The sequence below is a fragment of the Micromonospora sp. DT43 genome, assembly GCF_049841645.1.
Taxonomy (GTDB): domain Bacteria; phylum Actinomycetota; class Actinomycetes; order Mycobacteriales; family Micromonosporaceae; genus Micromonospora.
On record NZ_JBNCKR010000001.1, the window covers coordinates 809,137 to 823,439 of the forward strand.

General features: G+C 71.6%; 15 protein-coding genes. 7 read left to right on the plus strand and 8 right to left on the minus strand.

All coding sequences use genetic code 11. The features are described 5' to 3' along the window. The first annotated feature begins 180 nt into the window (after nucleotides 1–180). The 4 genes from tsaB to ACLQ26_RS03790 are packed head-to-tail and all read left to right on the plus strand — an operon-like array spanning nucleotide 181 to nucleotide 2,648. A complete protein-coding gene (gene tsaB / locus ACLQ26_RS03775; protein WP_425743082.1) occupies nucleotides 181–858 on the plus strand; it encodes a tRNA (adenosine(37)-N6)-threonylcarbamoyltransferase complex dimerization subunit type 1 TsaB in 678 nt (225 codons plus the stop codon). Nucleotides 859–866: 8 nt separating this feature from the next. Further along, the gene (rimI, locus tag ACLQ26_RS03780; RefSeq protein ID WP_425743144.1) at nucleotides 867–1,340 is read left to right on the plus strand and encodes a ribosomal protein S18-alanine N-acetyltransferase; all 474 of its coding nucleotides are present in this window, start codon (nucleotides 867–869) and stop codon (nucleotides 1,338–1,340) included. Beyond that, a complete protein-coding gene (gene tsaD, locus ACLQ26_RS03785; RefSeq protein WP_363680361.1) occupies nucleotides 1,333–2,379 on the plus strand; it encodes a tRNA (adenosine(37)-N6)-threonylcarbamoyltransferase complex transferase subunit TsaD in 1,047 nt (348 codons plus the stop codon). The genes rimI and tsaD overlap by 8 nt, the downstream gene beginning before the upstream one ends. A 14-nt stretch (nucleotides 2,380–2,393) precedes the next feature. Beyond that, nucleotides 2,394–2,648 carry a hypothetical protein gene (locus ACLQ26_RS03790; RefSeq protein ID WP_039906914.1) on the plus strand — a complete coding sequence of 85 codons (255 nt, stop codon included), beginning with the start codon at nucleotides 2,394–2,396 and terminating at the stop codon, nucleotides 2,646–2,648. Nucleotides 2,649–2,670: 22 nt separating this feature from the next. On the opposite strand, the gene ACLQ26_RS03795 is transcribed toward ACLQ26_RS03790, so the two are convergent. The 8 genes from ACLQ26_RS03795 to ACLQ26_RS03830 form a co-directional block, all read right to left on the minus strand. Further along, nucleotides 2,671–3,411 (minus strand): DUF4142 domain-containing protein, encoded by a 741-nt coding sequence (locus tag ACLQ26_RS03795; protein ID WP_425743083.1) that lies wholly within the window; start codon nucleotides 3,409–3,411, stop codon nucleotides 2,671–2,673. A 153-nt stretch (nucleotides 3,412–3,564) separates the two neighbouring features. Then, entirely contained in the window at nucleotides 3,565–3,873 is a 309-nt protein-coding gene (locus tag ACLQ26_RS03800) for a DUF1707 SHOCT-like domain-containing protein (protein WP_425743084.1), read from the minus strand. A 19-nt stretch (nucleotides 3,874–3,892) separates the two neighbouring features. Continuing rightward, nucleotides 3,893–5,074 (minus strand): ROK family protein, encoded by a 1,182-nt coding sequence (locus ACLQ26_RS03805; RefSeq protein WP_425743085.1) that lies wholly within the window; start codon nucleotides 5,072–5,074, stop codon nucleotides 3,893–3,895. A 22-nt stretch (nucleotides 5,075–5,096) separates the two neighbouring features. Beyond that, nucleotides 5,097–6,359, minus strand: coding sequence for a sugar ABC transporter permease (locus tag ACLQ26_RS03810; protein ID WP_425743086.1), 1,263 nt, complete (start codon nucleotides 6,357–6,359; stop codon nucleotides 5,097–5,099). Then, nucleotides 6,356–7,174 (minus strand): ATP-binding cassette domain-containing protein, encoded by an 819-nt coding sequence (locus tag ACLQ26_RS03815; protein ID WP_007465114.1) that lies wholly within the window; start codon nucleotides 7,172–7,174, stop codon nucleotides 6,356–6,358. The genes ACLQ26_RS03810 and ACLQ26_RS03815 overlap by 4 nt, the downstream gene beginning before the upstream one ends. A 113-nt stretch (nucleotides 7,175–7,287) precedes the next feature. After that, on the minus strand, nucleotides 7,288–8,382 hold the full coding sequence (locus ACLQ26_RS03820) for a sugar ABC transporter substrate-binding protein (RefSeq protein WP_425743087.1): 1,095 nt from the start codon (nucleotides 8,380–8,382) through the stop codon (nucleotides 7,288–7,290). A gap of 178 nt (nucleotides 8,383–8,560) precedes the next feature. Then, nucleotides 8,561–9,040, minus strand: a complete 480-nt coding sequence (gene ybaK / locus ACLQ26_RS03825; RefSeq protein WP_425743088.1) for a Cys-tRNA(Pro) deacylase — start codon at nucleotides 9,038–9,040, stop codon at nucleotides 8,561–8,563. 10 nt (nucleotides 9,041–9,050) lie between these two features. Then, nucleotides 9,051–10,247, minus strand: a complete 1,197-nt coding sequence (locus ACLQ26_RS03830) for a THUMP-like domain-containing protein (protein WP_425743089.1) — start codon at nucleotides 10,245–10,247, stop codon at nucleotides 9,051–9,053. A 259-nt stretch (nucleotides 10,248–10,506) separates the two neighbouring features. Here ACLQ26_RS03830 and groES point away from each other — a divergent pair, with 259 nt between their 5' ends. From groES to ACLQ26_RS03845, 3 genes are all read left to right on the plus strand, one after another. Beyond that, nucleotides 10,507–10,821: a co-chaperone GroES gene (gene groES / locus ACLQ26_RS03835; RefSeq protein WP_030330046.1), complete on the plus strand. Its 315-nt coding sequence runs from the start codon at nucleotides 10,507–10,509 to the stop codon at nucleotides 10,819–10,821. A 70-nt stretch (nucleotides 10,822–10,891) separates the two neighbouring features. Continuing rightward, nucleotides 10,892–12,529 carry a chaperonin GroEL gene (gene groL / locus ACLQ26_RS03840; RefSeq protein WP_425743090.1) on the plus strand — a complete coding sequence of 546 codons (1,638 nt, stop codon included), beginning with the start codon at nucleotides 10,892–10,894 and terminating at the stop codon, nucleotides 12,527–12,529. 124 nt (nucleotides 12,530–12,653) lie between these two features. Then, a complete protein-coding gene (locus ACLQ26_RS03845) occupies nucleotides 12,654–14,303 on the plus strand; it encodes a molybdopterin-dependent oxidoreductase (RefSeq protein ID WP_425743091.1) in 1,650 nt (549 codons plus the stop codon).

Genomic DNA, 14,303 nt, shown 5'->3' on the forward strand with positions numbered 1-14,303 from the left:
ATATGACTCACAGGTATACGGCTCATCACAGCAAGTGCCTCCCGGCAGAGCGGTGGCGTTCCGCAAAGGTCGAGAGGGCCCGGGCATCTGGGCGGGCAGGTGGCGGCCGGGCGGCCACGCGGGCGGGCAGGGGCGGGGCGTGGCCGGGAGGCGATAGCGGGGCCGCTAGGCTGGCTAACCGTGCTCGTACTCGTGGTGGACAGCTCGACCCCCGCGGTGACCGCAGCGTTGGTGGAGATCTCGGCGGACGGCGTGACGTCCCGGGCGCACCGGTGCACGGTCGACGCCCGCGCGCACGGTGAACTGCTCGCGCCCCAGGTCGACGCAGTCCTCGCCGATGCCGGGGCGCGTCCGCGTGACCTGGGCGCCATCGTCGCCGGACTCGGCCCCGGGCCGTTCACCGGGCTGCGGGTCGGCCTGGTCACCGCCGCCACGATGGGGCAGGTTCTCGGCGTGCCGACGTACGGCGTGTGTTCCCTGGATGGGATGGGCTACCCGGCGGCGGCCGGCGAGCCGGTGTTGGCTGCCAGCGACGCCCGCCGCAAGGAGCTGTACTGGGCTGTCTACGACGGCGCCGGTCAGCGGATCGTCGGACCCGAGGTGTCCACGCCTGCGGTGGCCGCCGCGCGCGCCCGGGAACTGGGGGCGACGGTCGCGGTCGGCGACGGGGCACACCGGTACGCCGAAGCTCTGGACCTGCCGGTCCGGGTCGAGCCGCGCTACCCGGAGGCCACCGTGCTGGCGCAGCTCGCCGCCGAGCGGATCCGGGCCGGCGCGCCCGGCGAGCGACTCACCCCGCTCTACCTGCGCCGTCCGGACGCCGTGGCGGCGACCGCCCGCAAACCGGTTCTCCCGTGAGTGCGGCGGTGCGGCTGGAGCCGTTCCGCTGGTGGCACATCGACGAGGTGCTGCCGATCGAGGCGGATCTGTTCGGCGCCGAGCAGTGGTCACCCGCGATGTTCTGGAACGAACTGGCCAACGGCCACCACTACCGGGTCGCGACCGACGCCGACGGCACCGTGCTCGGCTACGCCGGGCTGGCCGGAGCCCCGCCCGACGAGGTGTGGGTGCAGAACATCGCCGTCCGCCGGGACACCCAGCGGCGGGGCGTCGGCCGCGTCCTGCTGGAGGAGCTGCTCGCCGAGGCGGCCCGCCGTGACGCCCGCAGCACCCTGCTGGAGGTCGCCGTGGACAACGTCGCCGCCCAGCGGCTCTACGCGATGTACGGATTCGAGCCGATCGGGGTGCGTCGCGGCTACTACCAACCGAGCAACACCGACGCGCTGGTGATGCAGCGCGACGCCGAGCCGACCGGGGACGGACCACACGACCATGGCTGACGAACCGCTGATCCTGGGCATCGAGACCTCGTGCGACGAGACAGGCGTCGGCATCGTACGCGGACACACCCTGCTTGCCGACGCGCTCGCGTCAAGCGTCGAGGAGCACGCCCGCTTCGGGGGCGTGGTGCCCGAGGTGGCCAGTCGGGCCCACCTGGAAGCCATCGTGCCGACGATGCAGCGGGCGCTTACCGAGGCCGGTGTCACCCTCGCCGACATCGACGCCATCGCGGTCACCTCCGGGCCCGGGCTGGCCGGCGCGCTGCTGGTAGGCGTCGCCGCCGCCAAGGGGTACGCGCTCGCCGCCGAGAAGCCTGTGTACGGCGTCAACCACCTCGCCGCGCACGTCGCGGTGGACACCCTGGAGCACGGCCCGCTTCCGGAACCCGCCATCGCGCTGCTGGTCTCCGGCGGGCACTCGTCGCTGCTGCTCGTCGACGACCTGGCCCGGGGCGTCACGCCGCTCGGCGCCACCATCGACGACGCGGCCGGTGAGGCGTTCGACAAGGTCGCCCGCCTGCTCGGGTTGCCGTTCCCGGGCGGCCCGCCCATCGACCGGGAGGCCCGCGCCGGTGACGCCGCGTCGATCGCCTTCCCGCGCGGCCTGACCGCCGCCAAGGATCTCGCCGCCCACCGGTACGACTTCTCGTTCTCCGGGCTGAAGACGGCTGTGGCCCGCTGGGTCGAGGCGCGTCAGCGCGCCGGCGAGCCGGTGCCCGTGGCCGACGTGGCCGCGTCCTTCCAGGAGGCGGTCTGTGACGTCCTGACCAACAAGGCGCTCGCCGCCTGCCGGGCGCAGGGGATCGAGACGCTTGTGATCGGCGGTGGCGTGGCCGCGAACTCCCGGCTGCGGGCACTTGCCGAACAGCGGGCCGAGAAGTACGGCATCCGGGTCCGGGTGCCCCGACCGAAGCTGTGCACCGACAACGGGGCGATGGTGGCCGCGCTCGGGTCGCACCTGGTCGCCGCCGGGGTCGCGCCGAGTCGGCTGGACCTGCCGGCGGACTCGGCGTTGCCGCTGACAACGGTAAGCGTGTGACGGGGGCACCGGAGATGATCGTGCGGATGTGGGAGGCGCGCGCCGAGGCGTACGGCGTCGCCGACCTGATCACCTGGGTGTGCGACACGGCCCTGCCCGAGTTGGAGCACGACCCTCTGCACGTCTCCAGTGAGGTCTTCTCCTCCACCGACCACCGGGTCGTGGTCATCTCCAAGTGGCGCAGCAGCCCACGTCCGCTGCCCGACCCACCCGCCCTGCTGGTGGCCCGCGCCCCGCACTCCTGGGACTTCACCCAGGTCGACCGCTGACGGGGGCCACCAACTCAGGTGGTCAGCTGCGGCGCAGCATCCGATAGGTGGCGATGCCGCCGGTGCCGAGCGCGGCGAGGAAGACCAGCCAGACGACTGTGCTGCTGACCCCTACCTGGGGGCCTGTGTTCGCCGAGGCGGCGGCCAGCAGCCCGTCCTGACCGGGTGCGGGCAGCGCGGCCGGCGGCAGCTCCGGCCAGCGGACCAGGCCGGTGCTCTCCAGCATCTGCATGTGGTGCTGCACGAAGGCGTTCGCCTCCTCGCAGAGTTTGCGGACGGTGGCGTCGCGGGTGCTGGCCCGCACCGCGCCGATCACCGGGAAGATCTTGCCGTGGGCCACCCGGAGTCGGGTGACGAAGATCTGGTCGAACCGGGCGCCGGAGGCCTTCTGCATCTCCGACAGCCAGCCCTTCTGCTCGGCTGTCGGCTCGCTGGGGATGGCCGCGCCCAACTTGTTTGCCGCGTCCACGGTGAGCTGGTCGAGCCGCTGGTGCTCGCCGGCGATGCCCGCACCGATCTCCCGGACCTTCGCCGACTGCCCCTTCTCGGCGGCCATCTGCCCGGCCGGCATCTCCCACAGGCCGGCCAATCGCACGCCGTTGAGCAGTGTCATGTCGGCGGCGTTGAGCTGCTGTCCGCCAGCGGGGGCGGCGATGGCCACTCCGGGCAGGACACCGACCCCCGCGACGATCGCGATGAGCAGCATCGCCGCGCGGTGGGTCCGGTTGCCCAACTGGCGACGGGCGGATCTGAGCGGTGCCATGTCTGTGGTGCCTCCTCGGTCCGGACCGAAACGCGTCTGGACCGGGCAGCCGCACCCTGCCGGCCGCCCGTCCGCCCACTGGTACGGACTGATCGCCCGATCAGTTCATCCACGGGTGGCGGGGAAATGGGCGCTGTGCGGAGCGGAGGCGGATCAGCGGGTGATGGCGAGGAAACCGCCGAGCAGCAGCAGGGTGAGCGCGGCGACGGCGAAGAGCACCAACAGCTCCCGACGGCCGTGCCCGGTCGGGTCACCACCGCCGGCCGAGGCGGCGACGGGATCGGGCAGCGCCGGCAGGTCCCGGGTCAGCGTGGCCAGGTCACCGAGAGTGCGGGCGGCCCAGACCGCACCGGCCCGCTCGGAGAACTCGTCAAGCGTGAGCCGGCCCGCGGTGGTGTGCCGGTGCAGCTCGGCGACCACCCGGTGGCGGTCGTCATCGGACGCGCGCAGCTCGACATCCACGCCGGACAGGGTACGCGGATCAGCCCACGTCGAGGGGGTCGGCGAGGAGCCGTTCGAAGGCCAGTTCGGCGGCGCCGATCAGGGGCGCGTCCTCGCCCAGTTTCGGGGTGCGCAACCGCACGTGTTCCAGGCAGGCGCCGAGGGCGTTGGAGTTGAGCCGGCTGCGGATCTGGGCCGCCGCGGCGAGGTAGAGGTCCCGCATCGTGCCGCCGAAGATGACCATCTCGGGATTGAAGACGTTCACCAGGTTGGCCACCCCGAAGCCCAGCCAGTCACCGGCCTGGCGTACCGCCGTCTGGGCGCGGGCGTCCCCCCGGTCGGCGGCGTCGAAGACGGCCAGCAGCGCGTCGCGGCCCCGGGCGTCGGATCGTCCGGCCGCGCGGAGCAGGCCGTGCTCGCCGATCTCCGTCTCCCAGCAACCGCGGGCGCCGCACTCGCAGGGCATGCCGTCGCGCACCACCTTCATGTGGCCGACCTCGCCGCCGTACCCGCCGTGTCCGGTGAGTCGGCGCCCGCCGGCGATGATGCCGGCCCCGACGCCGACGTCGCCGTACAGGTAGATGACGTTGTCGCAGCCGGCCGCGACGCCGCGGGCGTGCTCGGCGAACGCCGCCACGTCGGCCACGTTGCCGACGGTGACCGGCACGTCGAGGCCCAGTTCGGCGCCGAGCGCGGCGCCGATCGGCTCGTCCACCCAACCGGTGGTGGGGCCGAGCCGAACCAGGCCGTCTTCACGACGGACCATCCCGCAGACCGCGACGCCGGTGCCGACGCAGATCGCGTCGGCGGGCACCGCCTGCTGCATCTCCTTGACCGCGCCGGCGAGCATCGGGGCGGCCTCGGCGGCCAGCAGCCCGCGCGGTCGGTCCAGCTCCCGGCGGTCCAGCACCGCGCCGCCCAGGCCGACCCGGGCGGCGCGCAGCCGGTCCACCTCGACGGAGTACGCGTACGCGTACACCCGGGTCGATTCGGGCCGGACGACGAGTGACGGCCGTCCGGCCCGGCCGGTCTCCTTCGGTGTTCCCTCGCTTACCAGTCCGACGCCGGCCAGGTCGGCGGTGAGCGCGCCGATGGTGCTCCGGTTCAACCCCAGGGTGGTGGTGAGTTCGGCGCGGGTGGTCGCGCCGTGGACGTGCACGTGCCGCAGCAGGGCCCCGAGGTTCTGCCGTCGGACCTCCTCCTGGCTGGGTGCCGGGCGCATGCTCGTGCTACCTCCCGCGCGGTCAGCGGGTGCCGGTGGCTGCCGCGCGGCGGCGGGAGAGGGCGTCGACGCTGGCGGCGAGCAGCAGCACGAATCCGGTGACCACGTACTTGACTCCCGCGCTGTACCCCATCAGGCCCATCCCGTTTTCGATGACCGCGACCACCGCGCCTCCCAGCACGGCGTCGAGGACGCGACCCTTGCCGCCGAAGAGGCTGGTGCCGCCGATCACCGCTGCCCCGACCGCGTAGAGCAGTACGTTACTGCCCCCCGTGTTGGGGTCGACCGAGTTGGCCCGGCTGGCGGCCACGATGCCACCGATGGCGGCCATGGACGAGCAGATCACGAAGACGGAGATGCGGATCCGGTCGACTCCGATGCCGGCCCGGCGGGCCGCTTCCCGGTTGCCGCCCACGGCGTAGATGTGCCGGCCGTAGCTGGTGCGCTGGAGCACGAAGGTCCAGATGACCAGCAGCAGCGCGATGATCGGCACCACGATCGGCACACCCTTGAGCGAGACGATGAGGACGTTGCGGCTGCGCTCCAGGTTGAGCACGTACACAGCGGTGCCGAGGATGACGGCGAGCCCGGCGATCCGCAGCGCCACCACCGCGATCGGGTCGGTGATCAGTCCACGTGCCGCCCGGTTGCGGTGGCGTAGCAGTTGCACCGCCGCGTAGCCCACGACGGCGACGGCGGTCAGCGCCCAGCCCAGCGCGGGGGCGAGGTTGCGGTTGGCGATGGCGACCAGCACCTCGTCGCGGACGGAGATGTTGGTGCCCTCCTGCACGAGCAGCAACACGACGCCCTGGAAGGCGAGGAAGCCGGCGAGAGTGACCACGAAGGACGGAATGCCGATCTTCGCGACAAGCATCCCGAGCGTGGTGCCGATGATGACACCGGTGGCGACCGCGGCGAGGACGGCGACCCACCAGGGGTAGCCGAGCACTGTGACCACGTTGGCCAGTACCGCCGCGCAGACGCCGCTGGCGAAGCCGGCGGAGAGGTCGATCTCGCCGAGCAGCAGCACGAAGACCAGGCCCATCGCGATGAGCGTGACCGCCGCGCCCTGGGTGAAGAGGTTCGCGAAGTTGCCTGCCGACAGGAACGACGACGGCCGCATGATCGCGAAGACGGTGCAGAGCACGATCAGGCCGAGCACGGCCGGTAGCGCGCCGACGTCGCCACCGCGTACCCGGCTCACGTAGTTGCGGACGTGGCTCCCGACGGTCGGCGGCGGTGTGACGGCCGCGGGGCCTTCCTTCCGCACGGCGGTGGTGGTCATCGGACGCCTCCTGAGATCGAGTCGGCCGGCTGCGGGCCGTCGCCGTTGCTGCCCGGGTCGGTGGCGAGACCGAGCCCGCCCGAGCGCCCGGCGGTGATCAGCTCAACCACCTGGGCGTGGGTGATGTCGGTGGTCTTCACCTGGGCGACCATCTGGCCGAGGTACAGCGCGGCGATCCGGTCGGAGACGGCGAAGACGTCGTTCATGTTGTGCGAGATGAGCACCACTGCCAGGCCGTTGTCGGCGAGGCGGCGGACGAGTTCGAGGACCTGGGCGGTCTGTGCCACGCCCAGGGCGGCGGTCGGCTCGTCCAGGATGACGAGCTTGCTGTTCCACAGCACCGCCTTGGCGATGGCCACGGTCTGGCGCTGACCGCCGGAGAGGCTGGAGACGTGCTGGCGAAGCGAGGTGACGGTGCGGATGGAGAGCCCGGCCAGGGTTTCGGCGGCGAGCTGTTCCATTGTCGGCTCGTCCAGGACGATGCCGCTGTGCTTCTCCCGGCCGAGGAACATGTTCTGCACGATGTCCAGGTTGTCGCAGAGCGCGAGGTCCTGGTAGACGACCTCGATGCCGAGCGTGGCGGCGTCGCGGGGACTGCCGATGTGCACCTGTTCGCCGTTGAACAGGACCTCACCGGCGTCGGTGGGGTAGATGCCGCTGATGCACTTCACCAGGGTCGATTTGCCGGCGCCGTTGTCGCCGACAAGTGCGGTCACTTCGCCCGGGTGGACGCTCAGGGCGACGTCGCGGAGCACCTGGACGGGACCGAAGCTCTTGTCGATCCCGCGGAGTTCCAGCAGGGGAGTCGCGGACACGGGGTCTCCTTCTTAAGGGAGGGTCGGGGCCCGTCCGGCGGGCGCCGCCCGGCACGGGAGGGTGCTCCCGTGCCGGGCGGCGATTGTCGTCCCGGCGGGTACTGCGGCGTCGGTCAGCTGATGCCGGCGCCGGCGCAGAACTTGGCGTACGCCGCGGTGCAGACCTGCTCCTTGGTCGCGTAACCGTCGGCGATGACGTCCTTGACGTTGTCCTTGTAGATGGCCTTGGGGGTGAGCAGCACCGAGGGGACGTCCCGGCCACCCTCCGGGTCCTTCACCGTCTGGCCGGTGTCCTTCTTCTCGCCCTTGGCCAGTGTGATGGCCAGGTCGGACGCGGCCTTGGCCTCTTCCCGGACGGCCTTGTAGACGGTCATGCACTGGTCACCGGCGAGGATGTTCTGCAGGCCCTCCACGCTGGCGTCCTGGCCGGTCACCGGCACCTTGCCGTTGATCTTGTTCTTCTTCAGGATCGAGATGGCGGCGTTGCCGAGCGTGTCGTTGGCGGCCAGCACGCCGTCGATCTTGCCCTTGGTCGCGGTGAGCTGCTGCTCGAAGATGGTCGCGGCGGTGGGGCCGTCCCAGCCCGGCACGGCGTCGTCCGGGCCCTTGGTGTACTCCTTGGAGTCGAACTTCGGCTTGAGCACCGAGTCGTAGCCGGCCTTGAACAGGGTGGCGTTGTTGTCGGTGGGGGAGCCGTTCAGGTACGCCACGACGGGGTTCTTGGCGCCCTTGTCGGTCAGGCACTTCGCCAGACCCTCGCCCTGGAGCTTCCCGACGGTCTCGTTGTCGAAGCTGACGTAGTACTGGGCGGAGCCGCCGAGGGTGAGCCGGTCGTAGTCGATGGTGGCGACGCCCTGCGACTTGGCCTTGTCGAGCACGGCCTTGCCGGTGCCGGAGTCCAGGTTGACGATCATGAGGGCGGTGACGCCGCTGGTGATCATCTGCTCGGCGATGGTCTGGAAGGTGGCCTTGTCGTTCTGGGCGTTCTGGATGTCGTACTGGACGCCGGCGGCCTTGAACGCCTCCTCCAGGAAGCGACGGTCCGCCGTCTCCCAGCGGGGGGAGGACTTGCTGTCCGGAAGGATCACGCCGATCTTGGGAGTCTTCTTGGAGTCGGCCGAGCCGGTGCCGGAGTCGTCGCTGCAGGCGGTCAAGCCGCCGGTCGCGAGCAGGCCCACGGCGGCGATGGTGAGGATCCCCTTACGCATGTGCAGGGTCCTTTCGGAGGTGGGGGAGGTGTTGTTTTGTTGTGTCCGGCAACGTATTTCGCGTCACACTGGTCCCACAAGACCGCGCAGGTGCCAAGTTTGTTGGAAGCGATAACAATTCAGCAACGCGACTGTTACTCCCCGGGTATCCCACGGGCGAGTCGCCGTAATGAAGGCGTCAGCGAGCCTGCAACGACGCCGTACGGGCGTCGGTGAGCGCCATCAGATCCGCCGCCGCCAGCTCCAGTTGCAGGCCGCGCCGACCGGCGGAGACATAGATCGTCGGAAGGTCCAGTGCGGACTCGTCCAGAACAGTGGGCAGTCGCTTGCGCTGCCCGAGCGGGCTGATCCCGCCGCGCACGTAGCCGGTGGCCCGCTCGGCTACCGCCCGGTCGGCCATCGCCGCCCGCTTGCCGCCGACAGCCGCCGCGAGCGCCTTGAGGTCCAGCTCGCCGGTGACCGGGACGACCGCCACGGTCAGCGCGCCGTCGACCTCGGTCACCAGTGACTTGAAGACCCTCTCGGGTGCCACGCCGAGCGCCTCGGCGACAAGCGCCCCGTAGTTCGGCGCGTCCGGGGAGACCCGGTACGGATGGGTGCGATGCGCGATCCCACGCTTGATCAACAGTGCCGTTGCCGGAGTGCCAGGTCCCGCCACAGCGACGACGTTAGTCGACCGGTCGGCCGACAAGCACTGTCGGTGCCCCGGCGATCCGGGTGAGCACCAGGCTCGCCGCCTGGTCGCCGGCCAGCCGCAGATCCCGCCGCAACTGCTCCGGTGTGAGCGCGGAACCCCGCTTGAGGATCTCCACCCGGCCCACCCGCCGGTCCCGCAGCAACGCCCGGAGGCGCTTGAGCGAGAACGGCAACACGTCGGTGATCTCCAGGCAGCGCGCGTACGGGGTGCCTGTCGGTCGGTCGGCGTAGAGGTAGGCGATGCTCGGATCGCCGAGGGTGGCGTCCAGTTCGGTGGCCAGTTCGGCGACGAGATGTGCGCGGACCACCGCCGGGTCCGGGTCGTACAGGTAGCGGCGCGGCGGCCCGACCGACGCCTCGGCGGCGCCCGAGCCGGTGAGCTGGAAACGGCGCGTGTCGGCGCCCACCCGCCGGTAGAGGGTGGCGCGGCGGGGCACCTCGGCCAGGTCGCCGCACCAGAGCGCGGCCTCGACCAGGTCGCCGTCCACACCTACCCACTCGGCCTCCGCGCCGGCCGGGATGAGCGCGTGGTCCAGGCCCGGCGCGACCTTCACCACCGTGTGCGGCACCCGTTCGGCCAGCCCGGTCACGAAGTCCCACGGCGGCGAGTAGGCACGCGGGTCGAAGATCCGCCGACCGGTGCCGCTCGCACGGCGGGCCGGGTCGCAGAAGACCCCGTCGACCCGGGAGACGTCGAACGCGGTGGCATCGCCGCACTCGACGGTGAACAGCTCGGCCAGCCCTGCGGCGGCGGCGTTGGCGGCGGCCATCGCGGCGGTCACCGGATCGGCCTCCACCCCGTACACCCGGATGCCGGCGCGGGCGGCGGCGAGCGCGTCGGCGCCGAGGCCGCAGCCGAGGTCGGCAAGCGTGCGGACGCCGGCCGCGCGCAGGCGCTCCGCGCGGCGTTCGGCGACGACCCGGCGGGTGGCCTGCTCCAGCCCGGCGCGGGTGAGGAACATCCCGGCGGCGGCCGGGCCGAACTTGCCTACCGCCCGGTGGCGCAGCTCGGCCTGGGTGAGCGCCGCCGCGGCCAGCGTGGGCGGCACCCCGGCCGCGCGTAACGCCGACGCCGCCGCCAGTGGATCACCGCCGGCCAGCGCGGCCGCCGCCGAGAGCGCGTCCGACCCCTCGGGGGTACGTAGCGCCGCCAGCTGATCGAGGTCCACCCGACCATTGTCCCGGCCGACGCGGAAATACCGGGTGGCGGGGCGCGACGCGCTGGCACTCTCCTTGACGGAGTGCTAGCCACGGAATAACCTGCGATTAGCACTCTCACCCTGAGGGTGCCAGCTTCCGGGTCTCGCGACCCGGGTGCGCACGCCAGGCGGACCGGCACCCGCGACGACGGCTCCGCCCGGTGGCATGAGGCAGATTGACGCTGGTCAGCCCCGCTGACCGGCAACGAAACCAGTACCCCAGGAGGGTATGCCCGTGACTACCGCGACCAAGGTTGCGATCAAGCCGCTCGAGGACCGCATCGTGGTCCAGGCGAACGAGGCTGAGACCACCACGGCGTCGGGCATCGTGATCCCCGACACCGCCAAGGAGAAGCCGCAGGAGGGCACCGTCCTCGCTGTGGGCCCGGGGCGCGTCGACGACAACGGCAACCGGGTTCCGGTTGACGTGCAGGTCGGCGACACCGTCCTCTACTCGAAGTACGGCGGCACCGAGGTCAAGTACGCCGGCGAGGAGTACCTGGTGCTCTCCGCCCGCGACGTCCTCGCGGTCATCGAGAAGTAAGCAACCGATCAGTGTCGCTGCCCCGGTCCGGCTCGCCGGGCCGGGGCAGCGGCGCTTCGAAGGGACATTCATGGCGAAGATCCTGAGCTTCTCGGACGACGCCCGGCACCTGCTTGAGCACGGTGTCAACGCCCTCGCAGACGCGGTCAAGGTCACCCTCGGCCCGCGCGGGCGCAACGTCGTCCTGGACAAGAAATTCGGTGCGCCGACGATCACCAACGATGGTGTGACCATCGCCAAGGAGATCGAGCTCACCAACCCCTACGAGAACCTCGGCGCGCAGCTGGTCAAGGAGGTGGCGACCAAGACCAACGACGTCGCCGGCGACGGGACCACCACCGCGACCGTGCTGGCGCAGGCTATGGTCCGTGAGGGCCTGCGCAACGTGACCGCCGGGACCAACCCGGCCGGCCTCAAGCGGGGCATCGACGCGGCGGCTGCCAAGGTCTCCGAGGCGCTGCTCGAGCGGGCCGTCGAGGTCGCGGACAAGAAGTCGATCGCGAACGTGGCGACGATCTCCGCGCAGGACGCCACCATCGGCGAGCTGATCGCCGAGGCGATGGAGCGGGTCGGCCGCGACGGTGTCATCACCGTCGAGGAGGGCTCGATGCTCACCACCGAGCTGGACGTGACCGAGGGTCTCCAGTTCGACAAGGGCTTCATCTCGCCGAACTTCGTCACCGACCTGGAGGGTCAGGAGTCCGTCCTGGAGGACGCGTACATCCTGGTCACCACCCAGAAGATCTCGGCGATCGAGGAGCTGCTGCCGCTGCTGGAGAAGGTCCTGCAGAACAGCAAGCCCCTGCTGATCATCGCCGAGGACGTGGACGGTCAGGCGCTCTCCACCCTGGTGGTCAACTCGCTGCGCAAGACCCTCAAGGTCTGCGCGGTCAAGGCCCCGGGCTTCGGCGACCGGCGCAAGGCCATGCTCCAGGACATCGCGATCTCCACCGGCGCCGAGCTGGTCGCCCCGGAGCTGGGCTACAAGCTCGACCAGGTCGGCCTGGAGGTGCTGGGCACCGCCCGGCGCGTCGTTGTCGACAAGGAGAACACCACGATCGTCGACGGCGGCGGCCAGAAGGCCGATGTCGACGACCGGGTCTCCCAGATCCGCAAGGAGATCGAGGCCTCCGACTCCGACTGGGACCGGGAGAAGCTGGCCGAGCGGCTGGCGAAGCTCTCCGGCGGCATCGCCGTGATCAAGGTGGGTGCGGCGACCGAGGTCGAGATGAAGGAGCGCAAGCACCGCATCGAGGACGCCATCGCGGCGACCAAGGCCGCGGTCGAGGAGGGCACCGTGCCCGGCGGCGGCGCCGCCCTGGTGCAGATCCTCCCCGTGCTCGACGACGACCTGGGCTTCACCGGTGAGGAGAAGGTCGGCGTCTCGATCGTGCGCAAGGCGCTCGTCGAGCCGCTGCGCTGGATCGCCCAGAACGCCGGCCACGACGGCTACGTCGTGACGCAGAAGGTCGCCGAGATGCAGTGGGGCCACGGCCTCGACGCTGCCACCGGCGAGTACGGCGACCTGGTCAAGGGCGGCATCATCGACCCGGTGAAGGTGACCCGAAACGCGGTAACCAACGCCGCCTCGATCGCCGGCCTGCTGCTCACCACGGAGAGCCTCGTGGTGGAGAAGCCGGAGCAGGCCGAGCCGGCCGCCGCCGGCGGCGGCCACGGTCACGGCCACCAGCACGGCCCGGGCTTCTGACCCGACAGCGACACCGTTCCGGGGCACGCCGTCGTACGACGGTGTGCCCCGGTTCGTCTCCGCGATCATTACCAAGCGCTGACATGGTTGGCGACCCGGCGAGACGATCGCGCACACTGGGCCGATGAGCACCACGTCGCGGCGGTACGCCGCGCTGGCCGGAGTCACCGCCGCCGCCGTCGCGATCGGAACCGCTGAGCCTGTCGCGGTGCTGACCGGCCCTCGGTCGGCGCCGCTGGTAGCGGTCGGCGGGGTGGTCGTCGACGCCGTCCCCGAGCCGCTCAAGCAGTTCGCCATCGACGTCTTCGGTACCGCCGACAAGATTGCCCTGCTGACCGGTACGGCAGTGCTGCTGGGCGGGTTCGCCGCGCTGCTCGGAGTGCTGGCGATCCGCCGGTTGGCCCTCGGCCTGGCCGGCATCGCGGCGCTCGGCGCCGTCGGTGTGGCCGCCGCGTTGACCCGCTCCGGCGCGGACGTCTTCGACGCGCTGCCGTCGCTTGTCGGCGGCGGGCTCGGCGCCCTGGTGCTCTGGTTGTTCATCGACGGCCCGTTCGAGCTGGACCCCCCGTGGCCCTGGACCCCACCCACCGCCGCGGACTCGGCAGGCTCCCCACCGGTGTCGCCTGCCGGGCCTGTTGACCGACCGGTGACGCCTGCCGGGCCGCCGGTGCCGGTGACTCCCGCCGCGCCTGTCGCGACTGTCGATCCGGAGTCGCGCCGGCGGTTCCTGACCGGTACCGGCGTGCTGCTCGGCACGGCCGCCGTGGCCGGTCTCGGCGGCCGCTGGCTGGCCGGGCGGCGCGGTGTGTCCGCCGCCCGGGACGCGATCCGGCTGCCCGCACCGGTCGCCCCCGCACCGGCCGTGCCGGCGGGCGCGGACCTGTCGCTTGCCCAGCTCGCCCCGTACGTCAGCCCGAACCTCGGGTTCTACCGGATCGACACCGCCCTGGTGGTGCCGCAGGTGAACCCGGACAGCTGGCGACTGCGCATCCACGGCCGGGTGGGCACCGAGCGCACCTACACCTACGCCGATCTGCTGGCCCGGCCGTTGGTCGAGCGGTACGTCACGCTGGCCTGCGTCTCGAACGAGGTCGGTGGGGACCTGATCGGCAACGCCCGCTGGCTGGGCGTGCCCCTGCGGGAGCTGTTGGACGAGGTCCAGCCGGAGGCGGACGCCGACCAGGTCGTCGGCCGGTCGGTCGACGGGTGGACCTGTGGCACCCCCACCGCCGCGCTGCGCGACGGACGGGACGCGCTGCTGGCGATCGGCATGAACGGTGAGCCGCTGCCGGTCGAGCACGGGTTCCCGGTCCGGATGGTGGTGCCCGGCCTCTACGGCTACGTGTCGGCCTGCAAGTGGGTTACCGAGCTGGAGCTGACCCGGTTCGCCGACTTCGACGCGTACTGGGTGCCGCGTGGGTGGTCCGCCCAGGGCCCGATCAAGACCCAGTCGCGCATCGACACGCCGCGACGGCGCAACCGGTTGACAGCTGGTTCGGTGACGGTGGCCGGTGTGGCCTGGGCGCAGCACCGGGGCATCAGCCGGGTCGAGGTACGCGTCGACGGCGGCCCCTGGCAGGAGGCGGAGCTGGCCCCGACGGTGTCCGTCGACACCTGGGTGCAGTGGTCGTGGCGCTGGGACGCCACGCCTGGTGAGCACCAGCTCCAGGTCCGGGCGACCGACGCGACAGGTGCGACCCAGACCGAGCGCACGCAGAGCGTCGCCCCGGACGGCGCCACAGGCTGGCACACGGTCGCGGTCAACGTCCGCTGA